The organism is Roseivivax marinus, from assembly GCF_900109705.1.
Classification (GTDB): Bacteria; Pseudomonadota; Alphaproteobacteria; order Rhodobacterales; family Rhodobacteraceae; genus Roseivivax; species Roseivivax marinus.
On sequence record NZ_FOAI01000002.1, the window covers coordinates 309,264 to 329,664 of the forward strand.

Consider the following 20,401-nt stretch of genomic DNA (forward strand, 5'->3'; position numbering starts at 1 on the left):
ACTCTTCCGTCAACTGAGATCGCATCGAAAGGGGAGCGTCATGGGCCTGCTCATCGACGGAGAATGGCACGACAAGGGGTACGACACCGAGAAGCACGGTGGGAAATTCGTGCGCTCGGAAACCAAGTTCCGCAACTGGATCACACCGGACGGCAGCGCTGGTCCATCGGGCGAGGGCGGTTTTCCGGCCGAGAGCGGCCGCTACCACCTCTATGTCAGCTATGCCTGCCCCTGGGCGCACCGCGCCCTGGTGTTCCGGGCGCTCAAGGGGCTTGAGGACCATATCGGCGTGTCGGCCGTGCATCCCGACATGCTGTCCGAGGGCTGGGAATTCCGCGAGGACTTCCCGAACGCCACCGGCGACCGGCTCTTCGGGCTCGATTACCTGCGCGAGGTCTATCTCAAGGCCGATCCGAACGTCTCGGGCCGCGTGACCGTGCCGGTCCTGTGGGACAAAAAGCGCGAGACAATCGTCTCGAACGAGAGCGCCGAGATCATCCGCATGTTCAATTCGGCCTTCGACGGCATCACCGGCAACACCGATGACTACTGGCCGGAGGATCTGCACGAGGCCATCGAGCCGGTGAACGCGCGCATCTACGACACCGTCAACAACGGCGTCTACAAATCCGGCTTCGCCACCAGCCAGGAGGCCTACGAGGAGGCTGTGCACCCGCTCTTCGACAGCCTCGACTGGATCGAGGGCATCCTGTCCGAGAATCGCTATCTGATGGGGGACCGGATCACCGAGGCCGACTGGCGGCTCTTCACCACGCTGATCCGGTTCGACAAGGTTTATCACGGCCACTTCAAGTGCAACCGCAACCGGATCGTCGATTACCCGGCGACGTGGGGCTACTTGCGCGAGCTCTACCAGTGGCCGGGTGTGGCCGACACGGTGGAGTTCGATCACATCGTCCGGCACTACCACTACAGCCATCCGTCGGTGAATCCGCACCGGATCATTCCGATCGGGCCCGACCTCGATCTCGATGCGCCCCACGGGCGCGAGCGGCTGAAGGCGGCGTAAGAGAAGCGCCCCGTGCCCGGCCATCAGAGCGGCCGGCGCGGGGTTCCGTGATGCTCGACCAGCTTGGCAAGGTCGTCCGGCGCGGTGGTCGACGGCAGGAACGCGGCAGCGTTTGAGACGTAGTTGAAGATGGTGCCGTCCGAAAAGAACGTGGTGTTGGTGACGAAGACCACCTTGCATTCGGGCTGGCGGTAGCTCGCGAGATCGGCGATCGCCAGCGCGCTGCCCTCTTCCAGAACGACCTCGAGGACGATGACGTCGAAGGTCACGTCCTCAAGCAATGCGACCGCCTCGGCGCCCCCGGTGGCGACCCAGACATCGGCCCCCTCTCGGATCAGCGCGTTGCGCCAGATCCCTGCCAGTTCGGCCCGGCTTTCGACGATCAGAACATTCACCGCTCGACCGACTCCCCTGACGTAAGGCATGCAACCTTACGAACCACGCATACGTTCCGCTTGTCGGCCGCCCGCCTGTCCCTGTGACACGGTTCGGTCGGCTGGCTGGCTGAGCCCCGGGGACCCGATCCCGGTCCGGCCGTTGCTGTCGCCTGCCGTGATGATACTGTGATTTACGAAAAATCGCGAGGATTGAATGCACCGTTTCCGTCTTTTGTCCCTGAGCGCCGCGGCACTGCTGACTGGCGCGGCAGCGGCCCAGCCCACCGCCGCCCAGGAGGCACCGATCGTGGCCTGTGGCGGTGATTTCTCGACGTTCCTGTCCGAGATGCGCGCCGAGGCGGAGGCGCGCGGCGTGCCCTCGGATGCCGCCGCCCGGTTCTTCGGCGGCCTTTCCCGTGATTCCAGCGTGATCGCCGCCGACCAGCGCCAAGGCATCTTTCAGGCGCCGTTCACCGACTTCGCGCGCCGGCTCATCAGCGCCAGCCGCCTCGAGCGGGGCCAGCAAGTGGCGGACCGCTATGCCTCGATCTTCGACCGGATCGAGACCGAATACGGTATCTCGCGCGGCATCCTGCTGGCCTTCTGGGCCTTCGAGACCGACTACGGTGCGATCCAGGGCGACTACAACACGGCCAACGCGCTGGCGACGCTGTCACACGACTGCCGCCGGCCCGAGCTCTTCCAGCCTCAGCTGCTGGCCGCGGCCGAGCTGTTCGCCCGCGGGGACATGACGCTGGATACGACCGGCGCCTGGGCCGGCGAGATCGGCATGGTGCAGATGCTGCCCGAGGACATCATCGAGAACGGCGTCGACGGTGACGGTGACGGCCACGTCACGCTCAAGACCTCTGCCCCCGACGCGCTGATGTCCGGGGCCGCGATGCTGTCGTCGCTGGGATGGCGGCCGAACGAGCCATGGCTCGAAGAGGTCGACATGCCCGCGGAGTTCGACTGGTACCAGACCGGGCTCGAGACGACGAAACCCGCCTCGGAATGGGCCGCCATGGGCGTGCAGCCGCGCGACGGCTCGGTCGACGCGCCGAACCTGCCCGCCTCCATTCTGCTGCCGCAAGGGCGCGGCGGACCGGCTTTCCTCGCCTACCCGAACTTCAGCGTTCTGTTCGAGTGGAACAAAAGCTTCACCTACGTGCTGACCGCCGCCTACTTCGGCACGCGGCTCGAAGGCGCACCGGTTTTCGACGCCGGCAACCCGGCGCCGGGTCTCGACGGGGACGCGATGGTCGCGCTGCAGGAGGCTCTCCAAGCGCGGGGCTATGATGTCGGCGGTGCCGACGGCATCCTCGGTGCGGGCACCCGCGCGGCGGTTCGCGACGTGCAGCGCGAGCTCGGTCTGCCGGCGGACGCGTGGCCGACCCGCGAGCTGCTGAACCGGCTCTGAAAGCCGACCATGCCGGTCCGGTTCTGTCGGTCCGGCACGTCCGCCTAAGGCAATTCTGCGAAGTCCGAAGCTTGAGTCAGGCGCCCAGAACGTCCGGCAGCGCCATGCCGCGCAGGATCGTCTCGGCGTCCTGCGCGCCGCGCCCCGCCCGCTGCGCTCGGGTGACCTCGACCGCGCCCGGGCCACAGGCGATCGTGAAGCCGCCGAGATGCGTACCCGGTGCCGCCTCGGGCGCGCCCTCCGCCAACCTTGACCCCAGAAGCTTGATCCGCTCGTCCCCGGCCTCGGTCCAGGCACCGGGGAACGGAGCCATGCCCCGGATCAGGCGATCCACCTCGACTGCCGGGCGGGTCCAGTCTATCCGCGCCTCGGCCTTGTCGATCTTGGCGGCGTAGGTCACGCCGTCCTCTGGCTGCGGCTCGGGCGCCAGTGCGTCGAGCCGGCCCAGCGCCTCGACCACGGCCTCGGCGCCCATGACGCTCAGCCGGTCGTGAAGGTCGCCCGTGGTGTCCTCGGGGCCGATCGCCGTCTTGCGGCGCAGCAGCACCGGCCCGGTGTCGAGCCCCGCCTCCATTTGCATGATGCAGACGCCGGTGCGGTCGTCGCCCGCGAGGATCGCGCGCTGGATCGGCGCGGCGCCGCGCCAGCGCGGCAGGAGCGAGGCATGGATGTTGAGGCAGCCGCGCGGCGGAATGTCGAGGACCGCCTGCGGCAGGATCAGGCCGTACGCCACGACCACCGCGGCCTCGGCGCCGAAGGTACGCAGCTCGTCCTGCGCCTCCTGACCCTTCAGGCTGACGGGGTGGCGCACCGGCAGGCCCAGCGCTTCGGCGCGCGCCTGCACGGGTGACGGGCGGTCGCGCTTGCCCCGTCCGGCGGGGCGCGGCGGCTGGCTGTAGACGGCGACGATGTCGTGCCCGGCCTCGACCAGCGCGTCGAGCACCGGCACCGAGAAGTCGGGCGTTCCCATGAAGATCAGGCGCATCGGCAGGGCCTCCTTGTCCACGCGTGGTCCGCGCGCCCCGCCCTAGCGCGCCGCAGGGCCGGAGGAAAGCCGCGCCACCGCCCAGCGGGCGGCGTCAGCCACCGTCTCGTCAGGATCCTCGCAAAGCCCCTGCGCCACGGCGCGCAGCCGCTCGGACCCGGAATTGCCGATCGCGTAAAGGACGTTGCGCACGAAGCGATTGCGCCCGATCCGCTTGATCGGCGAGCCCGAGAACCGCGCGCGAAAGCACGCATCGTCGAGCACCGCCAACTCGCCCAGGTCGGGAGACACGAGATCGGGCCGCGCGTGATATTTCGCCTCGCGCGCCTCCGCAGCGAACTTGTTCCAAGGACAGACCGCGAGGCAGTCGTCGCAGCCGTAGATCCGGTTGCCGAGCGCGGGCCGCAGTTCCGGGTCCACCGGCCCATGATGCTCGATCGTCAGGTACGAGATGCAGCGCCGCGCATCGAGCTGGTAGGGCGCGGGAAACGCGTTCGTCGGGCAGATGTCGAGGCAGGCCCGGCACGACCCGCAATGGTCGCGCTCGGCCGCGTCCACGGGCAGCTCCAGCGTCGTGAAGATCGACCCGATGAAGAACCACGACCCCATGTCGCGGCTGACGAGATTGGTGTGCTTGCCCTGCCAGCCGAGGCCCGCGGCCTCGCCCAGCGGTTTCTCGGGCACGGGCGCGGTATCGACAAAGACCTTCACCTCGCCCCCGGCCTCGGCGATGAGCCACCGGGCAATCCGCTTGAGCTTCTTCTTCAGGACGTCGTGATAGTCGCGGTTCTGCGCGTAGACCGAGACGGTGCCGCTCTCGCGCCGTTCCAGCGCGGCCAGCGGATCGGTGTCGGGGGTATAACTTTCACCCAGCATCAGCACCGTGCGCGCCTCGGGCCAGAGAACCTGCGGGGCGCCGCGCCAGTGTGCCCGGTCGGCGAGCCAGTTCATCTGCCCGTGCCGGCCGCGCGCGAGGAACTCGGTCAACCGGTGCGGCACCTGCGGCACGTCCCACGGCCGGCACGTCCGCGCGAGGGCAAAGCCCTCTGCCTCGGCCTGCGCCACGAGGCGGGCCCTGAGTTCGCCGGGATCGGTATCGGTCTGCGGCACGTCGCGCTGGCCTCCGGAGGACGTGGGCTGGCTTCTGGTGGCCGGAACGCGGCACCTGCGGCCCTTCCCGCGCAATACCTGCAACCGGCGCCGAACGAAACCGGGGCGGGCGCGTGTGGCCGGGCCCCACGCGAACGAAACGTTACCGCTTGCCCTCCAGCCGGTCCGCGAGAATGCCCAGCGGGTGCCGGACAGCCTGCCCACCGAACCGCTCCGCCTGGCAGCGGCAGGAAAACCCGGTGGCCGCCGCGTCGTCCGTGTCCGACAGCGGCGCGGCCCACGACAGGTCGAACAGCCGCCGCGACATCTCCTGATGCCGGGCCTTGTGTCCGAACAGTCCGGCCATGCCGCAGCAACCTGTGGCCGGGGTTTCGACCCGCAGGCCCACGGCCTCGAACACCGCGGCCCATGTCCGGCCCGTGCCCGGCGCCGCCGTCGCCTCGGTGCAGTGCGAGAAGAGCGGGATCGGTGTGCCGGGCTCGGATACCCGCGGCCAGTCCGGACCGTCGGGCAGCGCCCGGGCGAGAAATTCCTGCGGCAGGAGCAACTCGGGCACGTCGCGCCCGGATTTGCGGTAGTCCTGCCGGACCGCCATGACGAAGGCCGGGTCGAGCCCGATCATGGGCACCCCGGTCCGCGCGCCCGCGCGCAGAGCGCCGGTCAGCCGATCCGCCATCCGCGCGAACCCGGCCCTGTCTCCCATATCGCCCGCCGCCTTGCCCGACGGCATCATCCGCACGAAGAGCGGCCGGTAGCCCAGCGCCTCCAGCCCCCGCCGCACGTCGGTCTGCGCGGCCTCGTCGAAGAGCGCGCTGAACCAGTCCTGCCAGACCAGCACGGCGTTGTCCGGCAGCGCTCCTGTTCCAAGCTCGGCCGCCTCGATCCGCGCACGGCGCGGCACCGGCCGGGCCAGCTCGCCGGGCAAGTCGCGCAGGGACAGCACGCGCTCGGCCAACGGGCGCAAGAGCGGAAAGACCGGCCGCCCGAGCGGCGCGACCTTTGCCAGCCAGGGGCTGAATCGCTCGGCCAGCAAGGTCAGCCGGTCGGTCAGAGGGCGGCGGTGACGGGCGTAGTAGTCGGCATAGAACGCCCCGCGCATCCAGGGAATGTCCACCTGCACCGGGCAGCTCGACGTGCACGCCTTGCAGCCGAGGCAGGTGTCGAGCACGCCCAGAAGGTCGGCCTCCTCGATCTCGGCCGCGCCGTCCCGCCCCCGGTGCCACGCCCTGAGCGCGTCGGCCCTGCCCTTCGGCGAATGGCGCAGGTCCTCGGTGGCCTTGAAGGACGGGCACATCGGCGTCGCGGCGGCGTAGCTCAGGCATTGCGCGTTGCCGTTGCAGCGAAACGCATTCTGCAAAGGATCGCCGTCGGCCGCGTTGAATGGCCGGAACGGCGTCGTGGCGATGCCCATGACGGGCTGGCCCGCGGTGACCAGCTTGCCCGGGTTGAACCGGTCCGACGGGTCGAAGGCGGCCTTCACGCCCTGCAATGCGGCAAATGCCTCGGGCCCGATCCAGCGTTCGAGGTAGGCGCCGCGCACGCCTTTGCCGTGCTCGCCCCAGAAGATACCGCCATGCGCCACGACAAGATCGAAGATGGCATCCGAGACCGCGACCAGTGTCTCGCGGTCGTCCTCGGCGTCGATGTTCAGCGCGGGGCGGATGTGCAGACAGCCGACGTCCACGTGGCCGTAGATGCCGAAGCTCAGCCCGTGCCGATCGAGGATGGCGAGGAACCCGTCGAGAAAGTCGGCGAGCGCCTCCGGCGGGACCACGCAGTCCTCCACGAAGGCGACGGGTCGCGCGCGTCCCGTGACCTTGCCCAGAAGCCCCACCCCGGCGGAGCGAATCGCCCAGAGGGCACGGATCTCGTCCGCGTCCGCCGCCACATGGACCGCGCGGATTCCGTCGAGGCCGTGCAACCGGTCACGGCACGATGCGATCCGCGCGTCGAGGTCGTCGGGATCGTCGCCGTTGAACTCGAGGAAGGTATAGGCCAGCGGCCCGGTTCCCGTCGGGCGCAGTCCCTGCGGCAGGCCCGAGAGCAGCCCGGCCTCTTCGGCCAATTGCTGCACGCGCTCGTCCATCACCTCGATCGCGGTGGGATCGTCCGCCAGCAGCGGTGTCGCGGCGGCAAGGGACGCGCGGAAGCTGTCGAATCCGGCGACGACCAGCCGCTTTTCCTTCGGCAGCGGGCGCAAGGCCAACCGCAGCCGCGTGATCGGGCCGAGCGTGCCCTCGGAACCCGGAAAGAGGCGCCACCACGCGAACGTCTCCGCATCGGGGCAGGCGCGTTCGAGGTCGTAGCCGGTGTAGCGCCGGGTCAGCCGGGGCGTATTGGCGACGAACGCGTCGCGGCCCGCGCGCGCGGCGACTTCGGCGGCGTCGAGCATCGGCCGCGCCCAGTCCGGCGCGGGCGCGAGGCTGGAGATCAGGCCCGAGCCGCGCGCGATCTCGACACCCAGAAGATTGTCCGAGGTCTTGCCGTAGACGCGCGAGCCCTTGCCCGACGCATCGGTCGAGACCATGCCGCCCACCGCGCAGCGGGTGGAAGTCGAGGTTTCGGGCGCGAAGAACAGCCCGTGCGGGCGCAGCCGCGCGTTCAGATCGTCGAGAACGATGCCCGGCTCCACCTCGGCCCAGCCTTCTGTGGCGTCGACCTTCAGAAGCCGCGCCATGTGGCGACGCATGTCCAGCACCAGACCGCGGTTCAGGCTCTGCCCGTTGGTGCCGGTGCCGCCGCCGCGCGGGGTCAGCGGAATTGTCGCGAATTCGGGCCGCTCCATCACCGCCATCAACGTCACCACATCCTCCGAATCGCATGGCGCTGCGACGATGTCCGGGCGGATGCGATAGACGGAGTTGTCGGTCGACATCGCCGCGAGAAGCGCGGTGTCGCGCTCGACCTCACCGCGAAAGCCGGCCTCGCGCAGGGCGGCGGGCAGTCGGTCGAGCGCGGGGGTGGCGTCTGGGGTCTGCTCGGTCACGTGGGGCCTCCTTCGCATACCATGTTGACCGATCCGGCCCGTTCACGGAAATAGAACATTATGACGTTATCTTCGGATTTCGCGAACGTGAACCTGCGCCATCTGCGCGCGATCCACGCCATCTGGCGCGAGGGCAGCTTTGCCCGCGCGGCGGAGCGGCTGGGCGTGGTGCCCTCGGCCCTGTCGGAAACCGTCCGGCAGGTGGAAGAGATTGCCGGGGCGCCACTGTTCGACCGCCGCACGCGCCCGCCCTCGCCCACCGCGATCGGCCTCGATTTCCTGCGCGAGACCAGGCCCGTTCTCGAGCAGTTGGACGCGGCCCTCGACCATGCCCGCGACCGCGCCCGCACCCAGAGCGGCGCGCTGCGGATCGGGGCCTCGCCCTCGGCCATCGGGGACATGGTGGCGCCCGCGCTGACGGCCTTCCGCCGCGATCATCCGGACGTGCCGGTGACCCTGCACGACGACGTGGCCGAGACCCTGGCCGACATGGTGTCGGACGGGCGGCTCGACCTCGCGGTGGCGGGGCGCGCCCGCACGTCGGCCGAGCTGATCCAGACGCCGGTGGGCGGCGATCGCTTCGGCCTCGCCTGCGCTGCCGATCACCCCCTCGCCCGGCGCGGCGGCTCGGCGACGCTGGACGAGATCGACCACACGACCATCATCCATCTCGGCGCGCAGACCGGGTCGGCGCTGTTGCTTGCCGGGACGCCCGGCCTGCCACGCGAAATGACATCTGGACCTCTGAGGACACACTCGACGGTCGCGCAGCTCTGCCTCGTTCGGGCGGGGGTCGGCGTGGCGCTGTTGCCGGAGAAGGCGGTCGGCCTGTTCAACGACCCGCAGATCCGCTTCGTCGGGATCGCGGATCTCGCGTTGGAGCGGCGGCTCTACCTGTTGCGTCCGGCGCGGCGCACGCCGCCGTGGACCGCAGGCGCGTTCCTGCGCGCGCTTGCCGCGCATCTCGGGCTGCCGGGTCTGAACGACCCGGCCTGAGCCCTCAGAAATCGAGATCGGCGTAGTGGGCGGGCACGGTGAAGCCCGGCACCTGGTCGGCGAGGATCGAGCGGAAGGCCGGCCGCGACTTGATCTTGGCGTACCAGTCCTTGACGCTTTCCTGCCGGTTCCAGTCCACGTCCGAGATGTAGTCGAGCGAGGACAGGTGCGCGGCCGCCGCGAAGTCGGCGAGGGTCATCGAGTCGCCTGCCAGCCAGCGGCGGTGATCCAGCAGCCACGCCAGGTAGTCGAGGTGATACTTGATCGCCTTCGCGCCGGCCTTGACGTTGCTCGAATCCGGAAAGCCGCTCTTGGTGATCTTCTTGTTCACCCGCTCGTAGAGCAGCTTAGACGTCACCTCGTGGTGGAACTTGTCGTCGAACCAGCCGACGAGACGGCGCACCTCGTAGCGCGCCTCGGGCTTGCGGGGCATCAGCGGCGGTTCGGGGACCGTCTCTTCGAGATACTCGCAGATGGCCATGCTTTCGGCCATCGTGCGTCCGTCGATCTTGAGGACCGGAACCTTGGCCGCGGGGTTGCGGCGCAGGAAGTCGGGGTCCTGTTCCCAGTAGCGCTCTTCGGCCAGTTCGACCTCGATCTTCTTCTCGGCGAGGACGAGGCGGACCTTGCGGCAGAATGGAGAGAGCGGCACGTGGTAAAGCTTGGCCATTTAGTCACCGGCTGCGTTCTATCCGGACCTACCTACAGCTTGCGCGGACGAATACAACCGCGACGACCGGCGCGTTCAGCCCTGGAAGCAGGCCGCACGACCGTCGCGGTCGATGGTCGCCGCGCCGTCGCGGATGGAAGCCGCGCGCCGCTCGACGAAAGCCGAGGGCCGCGATGGATCCCGCTCTTTCGGGTTGGGCAGGACCGCGGCCAGAAGCGCGGCCTGTCGCGAGGTGAGATCGGCCGCCGAGGTCCCGAAGTAGTGTCCGGCCGCGGCCTCGACGCCGAACACGCCCTCGCCGAACTCGGCCACGTTGAGATAGACCTCGAGGATGCGCCGCTTGGGCCAGATCGCTTCCATGCCGGGGGTCATCGCCGCCTCGAGTGCCTTCCGCACCCAGCTCCGGCCTTGCCAGAGGTAGACGTTCTTGACCACCTGCTGGCTGATGGTCGAGGCGCCACGATTGCCGCCCTCCTCGATCGCCAGCCGGATCGCGTCCATGTCGAAGCCCCAGTGACGGCAGAAGTTGGCGTCCTCGGCAGCAACGGCAGCCCGCATCATCACCGGGGCGATGGCGTCGGCATCGACCCAGTCGCGCTCGATCCCGCCCAGGCGCCGCGATTCGGCCAGCATGGTGATCGTGGTCGGCGGGTTCACCGTGCGGTAGAGCAGCAGGCCGCCGGCCCCGAGGACGGCGACGATCAGCAGAAGGCGGAACACCCAGCGCGCTACGACGGCTCCGGGCTGGATCGGCCGCCGCGCCGGTGGGTCGGTCTTGCCCTTGGTGGTGCCGCGGTCGCGCGCCTTGGCGCTTTTCGCTGCCATGCCCGTATCTCCTTTGCCCGTCCGACCGGGATACAGGCCGGGCCGCGGGGAAAAAAGACCCTCCGGCGGCGCTGCCAGCCAGCCGGAGGGGGTACTCACTCAGGTACAGTCACGGAACAGGTTCGCTAGACAGGCATGTGCATGCGAACAGACCCAGACTGCAGGGCGAAAGCGCATCGCGCGCGATGAAATCAAGGTGATTTTCTGACGCCCATGCGAGTCGACACATTCCATATGCAACTCGCAAGAGAGTCCCCGGCGACGCCCGAAGGCGCCGCCGGAGCCGCGTTCACTCGGCCGGGACCGCTTCGGCCTCGATCCCGAGGGGATAGGCGATCTTGTCGAGCATTTCCTTCGGGCAGACCTGCACGAAGTGCGGCAGCGCGTCGTCCCAATGCTGAAGAAGCTCCTGCGCCCGGCGGCTGCCGGTTTCCTCGGCGTGGCGCTTCACGAGGCCGGTCAGCTCGTCGACCCATTCCGGCGTCGTGACCTTGCAGGTCACGAGCGACGTCATGTTGAGCAGTTTCGGCGCCATGCCCTCGGGATCGTAAAGATAGGCCATGCCCCCGGTCATGCCGGCACCGAAGTTCGGCCCGAACGGCCCGAGGATCACGGCGACGCCGCCGGTCATGTATTCGCACCCGTTGGAGCCGCAGCCTTCGATCACCACATGCGCGCCCGAGTTGCGGACGGCGAAGCGCTCGCCCGCGCGGCCGGCGGCGAAGAGGAAGCCCTTGGTCGCACCGTAGAGCACCGTGTTGCCGATGATCGTGTTGTCGGCGGCGGTCAGCGGCGATGCCATCGGCGGGCGCACCACGATGGTGCCTCCCGAGAGCCCCTTGCCGACGTAGTCGTTGGCATCTCCCGAAACCTCGATCTTGAGGCCCGGCGCGGCGAAGGCGCCCAGTGACTGGCCGGCCGACCCCGTCAGCTTCACCGTCAGGTGGTCCGGCTGGAGCGTGTTGTTCATGCCGAACTTCTTGACGATGTGGCTCGAGACCCGCGTGCCCACCGTACGGTGCGTGTTCTGCACCGCGTAGGACAGCTGCATCTTCTCGCCGTCCTCGAGGAACCGCTGCGCGTCCTTCACGATCTCGGCGTCGAGAGTGTCGTCCACCTCGTTGCGCGGGCCGTTGCGGTCCAGCTTCACCTCGTCCGAGCCGTCCACGCGGATCAGCAGCGGGTTGAGGTCGAGGTCGTCGAGATGATCCGACCCGCGGCTCACCTGGCTCAGCAGGTCGGCGCGGCCGATCACGTCGTCGAGCGAGCGTGCCCCGATGGAGGCCAGGATCTCGCGGACCTCCTGGGCGTAGAAGGTGATGAGGTTCACCACCTTGTCCGCGTTGCCGGTGAACTTGGCACGCAGGGTGTCGTCCTGGGTGCAGACGCCCACCGGGCAGGTGTTCGACTGGCACTGACGCACCATGATGCAGCCCATCGCGATCAGCGCGGCGGTGCCGATGCCGTATTCCTCGGCACCCATCATCGCCGCCATGACGATGTCCCGGCCGGTGCGCAGGCCACCGTCCGTGCGCAGCGTCACACGGCTGCGCAGGTTGTTGAGCGACAGCACCTGGTGCGCCTCGGTCAGGCCCATTTCCCACGGGAGGCCGGCATACTTGATCGAGGTCGCGGGGCTCGCGCCGGTGCCGCCGTTGTGACCCGAGATCAGGATCACGTCGGCCTTGGCCTTGGCCACGCCCGCGGCGATCGTGCCGACGCCCGAGGAGGACACCAGCTTGACCGTCACCTTGGCGCGCGGGTTGATCTGCTTAAGGTCGTAGATTAGCTGCGCGAGGTCTTCGATCGAATAGATGTCGTGGTGCGGCGGCGGCGAGATCAGCATCACGCCCGGCGTCGAGTGCCGCAGTCGCGCGATCAGCTTGGTGACCTTCATGCCGGGCAGCTGGCCACCCTCGCCGGGCTTGGCACCCTGCGCCACCTTGATCTCGAGTTCCTCGCACTGGTTGAGGTACTCGGCGGTCACGCCGAACCGGCCCGACGCCACCTGCTTGATCTTGGCCGACGGGTTGTCGCCGTTGGGCTCGGGCACGAAGTGCGCCGGATCCTCGCCGCCCTCACCGGAGTCGGACTTGGCGCCGATCCGGTTCATGGCGACGTTCAGCGTCTTGTGTGCCTCGGGCGACAGCGCGCCCAGCGACATGCCAGGGGTCACGAACCGCTTGCGGATCGAGGTGATCGACTCGACCTCCTCGAGCGGGATCGCCTCGCCCAGCGGCTTGATCGCCAGAAGGTCGCGCAGGTGGATCGGCGGGTTGGCCTGCATCGCCTTCGAGTAGTTCTTCCACATCTCGAAGGAGGCCTTGTTACAGGCCATCTGCATCAGGTGCATGGTCTGCGCACCCCAGGCGTGGCTCTCGCCGGACTTGCGGGACTTGTAGAAGCCGCCGATGGGCAGGACGTCGCGCCCACCGCGGAAGCCCAGAGCGTGGATTTCCTCGGTTTTCTTCTGGATGCCCGAAACGCCGATGCCCGAGATGCGGGACAGCATGCCGGGGAAGAACTCGGCGCACATGGCGCGGCTGAGGCCCACGGCCTCGAAGTTCAGACCGCCGCGATAGGACGACAGCACCGAGATGCCCATCTTGGACATGATCTTGAGCAGGCCGAAGTCGATCGCTTCGCGGTAGCGCGCCATCGCCTCGGTCAGGGTGCCCTCGATCAGATCGCGACGGATGCGGTCGGCGATCGTGTCCTCGGCGAGGTAGGGGTTCACGATCGTCGCACCCGCGCCGATCAGCACCGCGAAGTAGTGCGGGTCGATGCACTCTGCCGACCGCACGCAGATCGAGCAGAAGGTCCGCAGGCCCTTGCGCGTCAGGTGCGAGTGGACCGCCGAGGTCGCGAGGATCATCGGCATGCCGACCTTGTCCTCGGACTGGTTGTGGTCGGTCAGGATCAGGTGCCCGGCACCCGAGCGCACCGCGTCCTCCGCCTCGGCGCGGATCCGCTCCAGCCCGCGGCGCAGCGTGTCGCGGCCGGCGTTCGGCTCGAACGTGCAGTCGATCTCGACCATGTCGGCGTTGAAGTGCGAGGTCAGCTCTTCGAACTGCTTGTTGCCGACAAACGGGCTGTCGAGCACGAGGATCTCGGTCTGGGCCGAAGATTCATCCAGAACGTTCTTCAGGTTCCCGAACCGGGTCTTCAGCGACATCACGCGGAATTCGCGCAAGCTGTCGATCGGCGGGTTGGTCACCTGGCTGAAATTCTGCCGGAAGAAATGCGACAGGGGGCGATACCGCTTGGACAGGACCGCCGAGGGCGTGTCGTCGCCCATGGACGCGACCTGCTCCTTGCCGTCCTCGGCCATGGGCGCGAGGATTTGCTCGATCTCTTCGACCGAGTAGCCGGCCGCGATCTGCCGCTTGCGCAGGTCGCCGGCCTCGAAGAGCGGCGCCTCGGTCACGCTGCCGAGTGCGTCGTCGAGTTCGGTGATCTTGCCGCACCATTCGCCGAAGGGCTGCGCCGCGGCGAGCTTGTCCTTGATCTCGGTGTCGTGGAACAGCCGGCCTTCCTGCATGTCCACGGCGATCATCTGGCCGGGGCCGAGGGCGCCTTTCTCGCGCACGGTGGATTCGTCCACCGGCACCATGCCCGCCTCGGAACCCGCGATCAGCAGGCCGTCGCCGGTCACCACGTAGCGCATCGGGCGCAGGCCGTTGCGGTCGAGGCCGCCGCAGACCCAGCGGCCGTCGGTCATCGCCAGCGCGGCGGGACCGTCCCACGGCTCCATCACCGCGTTGCAGTAGGCGTACATGTCGCGCCACGGTGCCGGCAGCTCCTCGGCCTGCTTGGACCACGACTCGGGCACCAGCATGGTCTTGGCCATCGGCGCCGAGCGGCCGGCCCGCACCAGCACCTCGAACACCGCGTCGAGCGCGGCGGAGTCGGATGCGCCGCTGGCGATGATCGGCTTGATGTCGGCCGCGCGGTCCCCGAACGTGTTCGAGGCCATGCGGATCTCGTGGCTCTTCATCCAGTTGGTGTTGCCCTTCAGCGTGTTGATCTCGCCGTTGTGGGCGAGCATCCGGAAGGGCTGCGCCAGCCACCATTGCGGGAAGGTGTTGGTGGAATAGCGCTGGTGGTAGATCGCGAACGCGCTTTCGAAGCGGTCGTCCTGAAGGTCGGGATAGAACTCGGCCACGTCCTGGGCGAGCATCATACCCTTGTAGATGATCGACCGGCAGGACAGCGACGCGATGTAAAGCTGCGCGACGCCCGCGGCGGCGGCGGCCTTCTCGATCCGGCGACGGATGACGTAAAGATCCCGCTCGAACGTCTCCTCGTCCACGCCGCGCGAGTTCGAGATCAGGATCTGCTCGATCTCGGGGCGGGTGGCGTTGGCCTTCTCGCCCAGGCAGTCGATGTTCACCGGGACGTGGCGCCAGCCGTAGATGTAGTAACCCATCCGGAGCACTTCCGTCTCGACGATCGTGCGGCAGGTTTCCTGAGCACCGAAGTCGGTGCGCGGCAGGAACACCTGGCCGACCGCGATCAGCTGATCCTTGTTCGGGGTGTGCCCGGTGCGGTCGATCTGGTCGTAGAAGAAGTTGACCGGGATCTGCACGTGGATCCCGGCGCCGTCGCCGGTCTTGCCGTCGGCGTCCACCGCGCCGCGGTGCCAGATCGACTGGAGCGCGGTGATCCCGGACTGCACGACCTTGCGCGAGGGCTTGCCGTCGAGGCTGACCACCAGGCCGACACCGCACGAGGAGTGTTCGTCCTCGAAGGAATACATGCCGTGTTCGGCCAGCTTGGCGCGCTTTTCCTCTTCGGCGCGGACCCAGGCGGAATCGTATTTGGTCATGGCGTTCATCCTCTTCTCGCGGGCGCCCACAGGCGTCCCGAACTGCCGACCCCGCGGGGCCGGCCGATCCTCCCTCACGGGCCTCGGCCCGTGCGGTCCCGGCGCGCCGTCCTGTTCCGGGCGGTCGCACCGTCAAACTTCAGCGTCGGGGCCCGGCGGGCCCCGATCAGGTGGCCGTCTGCAGGCCGAACTTGCGAAGCACCTCGGCCTCGGTCAGTCGGGCATGGTCGCCCTTCAACTCGAACGCGTCGGACTTCTGGTCCACAAAGATCTCCTGTTCGAGCGTGAAGCCCGAAACGTCGTCGAAAAGACCGAGCGGCACCTCGTACGCGGCGGCGTCGCCGTCCGTCGTCAGGCGGTACCACAGGTTGGACCCGCAGACGTCGCACCACGACCGCGTGGCCCAGTCCGAGGTGGCGCGGGTGCGGACGCTGTCCTGCCCCTCGATCCGCATCTCGGTCGCGGGCACCGTCACCGCCAGCATCGCCGCACCGGCCCAACGCTGGCACATCTTGCAGTGACAGGCCCCGAAGCCCTTGTTGACGTCGGTCGCGGTAAAGCTCACCGCACCGCACAGGCAATGTCCCGATCTGTCCGTCATGTGCCCGTCGCCCCTGATTTCGGCCGTCATCCGCGCCCGGCCGTGTCGCGCCGGCAGCCCGCTCTGGCAGGCACGCCGGCCGGCAGCCTAGCGCGGCTTCCGGAACAGACCGTTAAGGCCTGGCCGATCACTCGGCCGCCACCGCCGCGGCGCCGTTGATCTGCTCGAGCACGGCGTCGGCGCAATCGCGGCCGTCCCGGATCGCCCAGACCACGAGGCTCGCCCCGCGCACGATGTCACCCACGGCGTAGACGCCCGGAAGCGCCGTCGCGCCGGAGCCGAACTCGGCCTTCACGGTGCCCCAGCGGGTCACTTCCAGCCCCTCGGTGTCCCAGAGCTTCGGCAGATCCTCGGGCTCGAAGCCCAGCGCCTTGATGACGAGGTCCGCTGGTTCCTCGTAGTCCGAACCCTCGATGATCTCGGGGCTCTGGCGTCCGGTCGCGTCCGGCTGTCCGAGGCGCATCTTCTGCACCACCACGCCAGAGACCGGATCGCCCTTGAAGCCCTTCGGCGCGGTCAGCCACTCGAACTGCACGCCCTCTTCCTCGGCGTTGGCGACCTCGCGCTGCGAGCCGGGCATGTTCTGGCGGTCGCGACGGTAGAGGCACTTCACGCTCTTGGCGCCTTGGCGGATCGAGGTCCGCAGGCAGTCCATCGCGGTATCCCCGCCGCCGATGACGACGACGTTCTTGTCCTTGGCGTTGAGCTCGCCGCTCTCGTATTCCGGGACGTCGTCACCGAAGTTCACGGCGCGGTTCGACGCGGTCAGGAAGTCGATCGCCCGCACGATGCCTTGCGCGCCGGAGCCCGGTCCGGGCAGGTCGCGGCTCTTGTAGACGCCGGTCGCGATGATGACGGCGTCGTGCGCCTCGCGAATTTCGGCGAAGGTGATGTCGCGGCCGACGTCGCAGTTCAGGCGGAACGTCACGCCTCCGGCTTCGAGTTGCTCGTTGCGGCGCATGACCACCGGCTTCTCGAGCTTGAAGCCCGGAATGCCGTAGGTCATCAGCCCGCCCGCGCGGTCGTAGCGATCATAGACCGTCACCTGCACGCCGGCCCGGCGCAGAATGTCCGCGGCGGCAAGGCCACCTGGGCCCGCCCCGATGATGCCGACGCTTTCCTCGCGCTCCTGCGCGGGCTTGATCGGCTTCACCCAGCCTTCCTCGAAGGCGGTCTCGGTGATGTACTTCTCGACGGCGCCGATGGTCACGGTGCCGTGGCCCGACTGCTCGATCACGCAGTTGCCCTCGCACAGACGGTCCTGGGGGCAGATGCGGCCGCAGATCTCGGGGAAGGTGTTCGTGGCCTGGCTGACCTCGTAGGCCTCCTCGAGCCGGCCCTCGGCGGTCAGTCGCAGCCAGTCGGGAATATTGTTGTGCAGCGGGCAGTGCGACTGGCAGTAGGGCACGCCGCATTGCGAGCAGCGCCCGGCCTGCTCCTTGGCCTTCTGGTCCGCGTACTCGGCGTAAATTTCGTGAAAGTCGCGTGCGCGATCATCCGCGCCGCGTTTTTCGGGCGTGTCCCGCCCGACATTCACGAATTTCAGCATGGGCTGTTTCGCCATGAAACGATCTCCGAACCTCGATGTCGTTGCAGGGCTATATACGAGTGATGCGCGGAAGAAAAGTCACCAACACTGACCTATTCGCGCATTATTCGATGCCGCAGGGGGTCATTCTGCCGCAGATCCCAAACTTTAAAGTCCGGATCGGACCTAATTTGTCACTTCCCGCGCCGCGCCAGACAGATATACCGGCCGCACCCATCATCCGAAGGCCGCCCATGCCACTGACACAGCTGGTCCTCCTGGCCCTGATACAGGGCATCACCGAGTTTCTTCCGGTTTCGTCCTCAGGTCACCTGATTCTTCTTCCCGGCCTTACCGGAATGGCCGATCAGGGCCTCGCCATCGACGTGGCGGTGCATGTCGGCACGCTTTTCGCCGTCGTGCTGTTTTTTTGGGCAGATGTGAAAGAGGCGCTGGCCGGGACCGGACGCCTGTTGCGCGGCCGGGTCGACACGCCGGGGGCGTTCCTCGCGCTCTGCCTCGCGATCGCGACCGTCCCGGTGGTGCTGGCCGGCCTCGCGCTGAAGCTCAGCGGTCTCGACGAGGCCTTGCGCTCGGTCGCGGTGATCGGCTGGGCGATGCTGGTTTTCGGCATCGTGCTGTGGTGGTTCGACACCCGCAGCCCCGCCGTCCGGCCCGCCGAACGCTGGACGCTCAGGCACGCGGCGATCATGGGCTTGTGGCAGGCGGTCGCACTGATCCCCGGCACGTCTCGATCAGGCATCACGATCACGGGGGGCCGCGCGCTGGGATACGACAGGCACGGCGCGGCCAAGCTGGCGATGCTGATGTCGATTCCGACGATCCTGGCCTCGGGCGTGCTGCTTGGCCTCGACCTGGTCGGTGAAGCCGACGGCGCGGCCCTCCGCGACGGCGCGATCGCAGCGGCGCTGGCCTTCGTCGCGGCTCTGGCCGCGCTGACGCTGATGATGCGGCTGCTGCGGTCGGTCAGCTTCACGCCCTACGTCATCTATCGCGTCGTGCTGGGCGTCGCACTGCTGGTCTACGCCTACACCTGAGGCGCGGCCCTCAGCCCTCGTGCGCCGCGCGGCTGTCCAAGGGCGCCTCGGCCCTGTCGGTCATGCCATAGTCGCGCAGAACGTGGCATACCCGCAGGCGGTAGTCGGCGAAAACGCCACCCCGGCCCCTGCCCTGCGCGCGGCGGTGGGCGGCCAGCTGCCGCCAGCGTTCCACGGCGGCCTCGTCCTCGAAAAAGCTGATCGAGAGTAGCTTGTCGGGATCGGTGAGGCTCTGGAACCGCTCGACCGAGAGGAAGCCCTCCACCTCCTCGACCATCGGCCGCATCTCGGCGGCGATGTCGAGATATTCGTCCCGCCGCCCCTCGGCCGGAAACACCTCGAAGATGATCGCGATCATGCTTCGCCCTCCATGCGAACTCCAAGCGCCCGGAGGCGCCCCAGCAGCCAGGCCGCGTGCAGGTGCCGCAGCCTTACCGCGTGACGCGCCCGACCGCGCGCAAGGTCGCGCCGCAGTCGGAACAGGTGCCAGCGGAATATCAGGGACACCCGGCCTTTCGGCCAGCCCGCGGCGTCGATCTCGGCCACAAGAGCGCGCGCGAGTTCCAGCCGCGAGGGTGCGTCGGCGGCCCCTTCGCCTTGAGCCGGCACGGCACCGTAAACCCGCCCCGGCTCGGGCGCGAGCGGCGCGACGGCCGTGAGCGCGGCGCGATGTTCGGGGCCGGGGGCCTTGCGCGGATCGTCGAGGGCCAGCTCCATCAGGTCGGGCGCGAGCGCCGCGAGGATGTCGTGGTAGAACTGGTAGTCCGGGGCGTCCTGGGGTCGCGCCTCTGCGGCCGCGGCGGCCGAGGCCGAATGAAAAAGCGCAACCTGCGTCTTGTAGGTCGCGGCCTGCCCGGCATGGAAACGCGCGCGCTGCGTACGCTGGTAGACCGCCCAGGCCTGTCCGAGGCTGCCCCCGCGCCCGGCCAGCCGGTCGAGCTCGGCCCGCAGCGCGGCGCGCCACCGAGGCCGGTCGCCACGCCCGAACCAGGCGTACGAGCGCTCCATCACCCGGACGCGGCGGTCCGCCTCCTCGTCGGTGAAACGGTACTTGTAGCCGTTCGTGGCATGGCCCGAGAAATTGATGTCCGCGGGGTGCGAGAAGGCCGACGGGACACGCACCGGGGAATAGACGCCGGCCGAATGATGACGCCAGGCGGCCAGCGCCTCGTCCACGGTGAGGTTGCGACGGGGGCGTGGGTCGATGTGGTTGAGCCTGAGGCCGGTGGCCTCGGCGAGGCGCTCGGCGATCCGCAGGTCCTCGGCGTGGCTGTCATCGGTCAGGGATCGGATCGTGGCATTCTCCGGCAGGTCGCGGTTGCGCTCGAGCCAGAGGTGGAAGGCCGCCACCGCGCGGCTGTCGAGGCCGCCGGACAAATGGATGAACAACGTCAGCCCCTCGGCCCGGCGCAGCCCCTCCATCCGCGCGAGCCACAGCTCGAGGAAGGCGTGCAGGGCTTCGGCATAGGGCCGTTCGGGCGCGGGTGGTGCGGTCACGATCCGCAGGCCGTCCGCGTCGATCTCGATGCGCTCGTCCACCCGAAGGCACGAGATCCCCTTCACCGGCGTCGCCGCCGAGGTCAGCTGCTGGAAGAGCTGCTTGCGCGACAGGAACGCACCGGTTTGCGCGATATCCTCTTCCAGCGCGATGCCGCGCGCGCGCAGGTGCGCCACGAGGTCGATGAAGCTGTCGCAGACCGCCCAGCGCGCGCCGTCCGACCAGTGGAAGAGGTGACGATAGCCCGCGAAGTCCGCGCCGAGGGCGATCCGGTCCCCGTCGCGGCGCACCAGCAGGTGACAGCCGTCCGCGTGCCAGTCGAGCACGCGCCCTTCGGATTCCAGCGCGGCCAGCCCGTCGGTGCCCAGAACCGCATCGGCTTCGGCGAAGGCACAGCCATGCAGTGTGGCGCCTTGGGGTGGCGGTGTCTCGTCGTCGATCAGGAAGGGCTGCGGCATTCGGTGGGGCTCGGCCTTGGTTCGGTATCCT

The 20,401-nt window shown here is 68.6% G+C and carries 15 protein-coding genes; 4 read left to right on the plus strand and 11 right to left on the minus strand.

Annotation, left to right across the window (positions count from 1 at the left end; translation table 11 throughout):
- The first annotated feature begins 40 nt into the window (after positions 1-40).
- Positions 41-1,030: a glutathione S-transferase family protein gene (locus BMX29_RS04130; RefSeq protein ID WP_092810626.1), complete on the plus strand. Its 990-nt coding sequence runs from the start codon at positions 41-43 to the stop codon at positions 1,028-1,030.
- Positions 1,031-1,053: 23 nt separating this feature from the next.
- Here BMX29_RS04130 and BMX29_RS04135 read toward each other — a convergent pair whose 3' ends face one another.
- Positions 1,054-1,425 carry a response regulator gene (locus BMX29_RS04135; RefSeq protein WP_043842763.1) on the minus strand — a complete coding sequence of 124 codons (372 nt, stop codon included), beginning with the start codon at positions 1,423-1,425 and terminating at the stop codon, positions 1,054-1,056.
- Between the two features lie 196 nt (positions 1,426-1,621).
- Here BMX29_RS04135 and BMX29_RS04140 point away from each other — a divergent pair, with 196 nt between their 5' ends.
- The gene (locus BMX29_RS04140) at positions 1,622-2,827 is read left to right on the plus strand and encodes a lytic murein transglycosylase (protein ID WP_092810628.1); all 1,206 of its coding nucleotides are present in this window, start codon (positions 1,622-1,624) and stop codon (positions 2,825-2,827) included.
- Between the two features lie 76 nt (positions 2,828-2,903).
- Here BMX29_RS04140 and fmt read toward each other — a convergent pair whose 3' ends face one another.
- The 3 genes from fmt to BMX29_RS04155 all read right to left on the minus strand — a co-directional run bounded on the left by fmt (position 2,904) and on the right by BMX29_RS04155 (position 7,908).
- On the minus strand, positions 2,904-3,812 hold the full coding sequence (fmt, locus tag BMX29_RS04145) for a methionyl-tRNA formyltransferase (protein WP_092810630.1): 909 nt from the start codon (positions 3,810-3,812) through the stop codon (positions 2,904-2,906).
- A 42-nt stretch (positions 3,813-3,854) separates the two neighbouring features.
- Positions 3,855-4,922 (minus strand): tRNA epoxyqueuosine(34) reductase QueG, encoded by a 1,068-nt coding sequence (gene queG, locus BMX29_RS04150; protein ID WP_092810632.1) that lies wholly within the window; start codon positions 4,920-4,922, stop codon positions 3,855-3,857.
- A gap of 142 nt (positions 4,923-5,064) precedes the next feature.
- Positions 5,065-7,908, minus strand: coding sequence for an FAD-binding and (Fe-S)-binding domain-containing protein (locus tag BMX29_RS04155; protein WP_244889140.1), 2,844 nt, complete (start codon positions 7,906-7,908; stop codon positions 5,065-5,067).
- Positions 7,909-7,968: 60 nt separating this feature from the next.
- Between BMX29_RS04155 and BMX29_RS04160 the strand changes: the two genes are divergently transcribed.
- On the plus strand, positions 7,969-8,904 hold the full coding sequence (locus BMX29_RS04160) for a LysR family transcriptional regulator (protein WP_092810636.1): 936 nt from the start codon (positions 7,969-7,971) through the stop codon (positions 8,902-8,904).
- Between the two features lie 4 nt (positions 8,905-8,908).
- On the opposite strand, the gene fzlA is transcribed toward BMX29_RS04160, so the two are convergent.
- The 5 genes from fzlA to BMX29_RS04185 all read right to left on the minus strand — a co-directional run bounded on the left by fzlA (position 8,909) and on the right by BMX29_RS04185 (position 17,392).
- On the minus strand, positions 8,909-9,574 hold the full coding sequence (gene fzlA, locus BMX29_RS04165) for an FtsZ-binding protein FzlA (RefSeq protein ID WP_043842756.1): 666 nt from the start codon (positions 9,572-9,574) through the stop codon (positions 8,909-8,911).
- A gap of 75 nt (positions 9,575-9,649) precedes the next feature.
- A complete protein-coding gene (mtgA, locus tag BMX29_RS04170) occupies positions 9,650-10,399 on the minus strand; it encodes a monofunctional biosynthetic peptidoglycan transglycosylase (RefSeq protein ID WP_043842754.1) in 750 nt (249 codons plus the stop codon).
- Between the two features lie 289 nt (positions 10,400-10,688).
- Positions 10,689-15,227 (minus strand): glutamate synthase large subunit, encoded by a 4,539-nt coding sequence (gltB, locus tag BMX29_RS04175; protein ID WP_092810638.1) that lies wholly within the window; start codon positions 15,225-15,227, stop codon positions 10,689-10,691.
- A gap of 166 nt (positions 15,228-15,393) precedes the next feature.
- A complete protein-coding gene (locus tag BMX29_RS04180; protein WP_092810791.1) occupies positions 15,394-15,828 on the minus strand; it encodes a GFA family protein in 435 nt (144 codons plus the stop codon).
- A 127-nt stretch (positions 15,829-15,955) separates the two neighbouring features.
- Positions 15,956-17,392: an NAD(P)-dependent oxidoreductase gene (locus BMX29_RS04185; RefSeq protein ID WP_043842750.1), complete on the minus strand. Its 1,437-nt coding sequence runs from the start codon at positions 17,390-17,392 to the stop codon at positions 15,956-15,958.
- 218 nt (positions 17,393-17,610) lie between these two features.
- On the opposite strand from BMX29_RS04185, the gene BMX29_RS04190 reads away from it, so the two are divergent.
- Positions 17,611-18,414 carry an undecaprenyl-diphosphate phosphatase gene (locus BMX29_RS04190; protein ID WP_092810640.1) on the plus strand — a complete coding sequence of 268 codons (804 nt, stop codon included), beginning with the start codon at positions 17,611-17,613 and terminating at the stop codon, positions 18,412-18,414.
- Positions 18,415-18,424: 10 nt separating this feature from the next.
- Here the strand turns inward: BMX29_RS04190 and BMX29_RS04195 are convergent, their stop codons facing one another.
- Complete coding sequence (locus BMX29_RS04195; protein ID WP_092810642.1) at positions 18,425-18,772, minus strand: antibiotic biosynthesis monooxygenase family protein; 348 nt, start codon at positions 18,770-18,772, stop codon at positions 18,425-18,427.
- A complete protein-coding gene (locus tag BMX29_RS04200) occupies positions 18,769-20,370 on the minus strand; it encodes an adenine nucleotide alpha hydrolase family protein (protein ID WP_092810644.1) in 1,602 nt (533 codons plus the stop codon). The genes BMX29_RS04195 and BMX29_RS04200 overlap by 4 nt, the downstream gene beginning before the upstream one ends.
- Positions 20,371-20,401 lie beyond the last annotated feature (31 nt).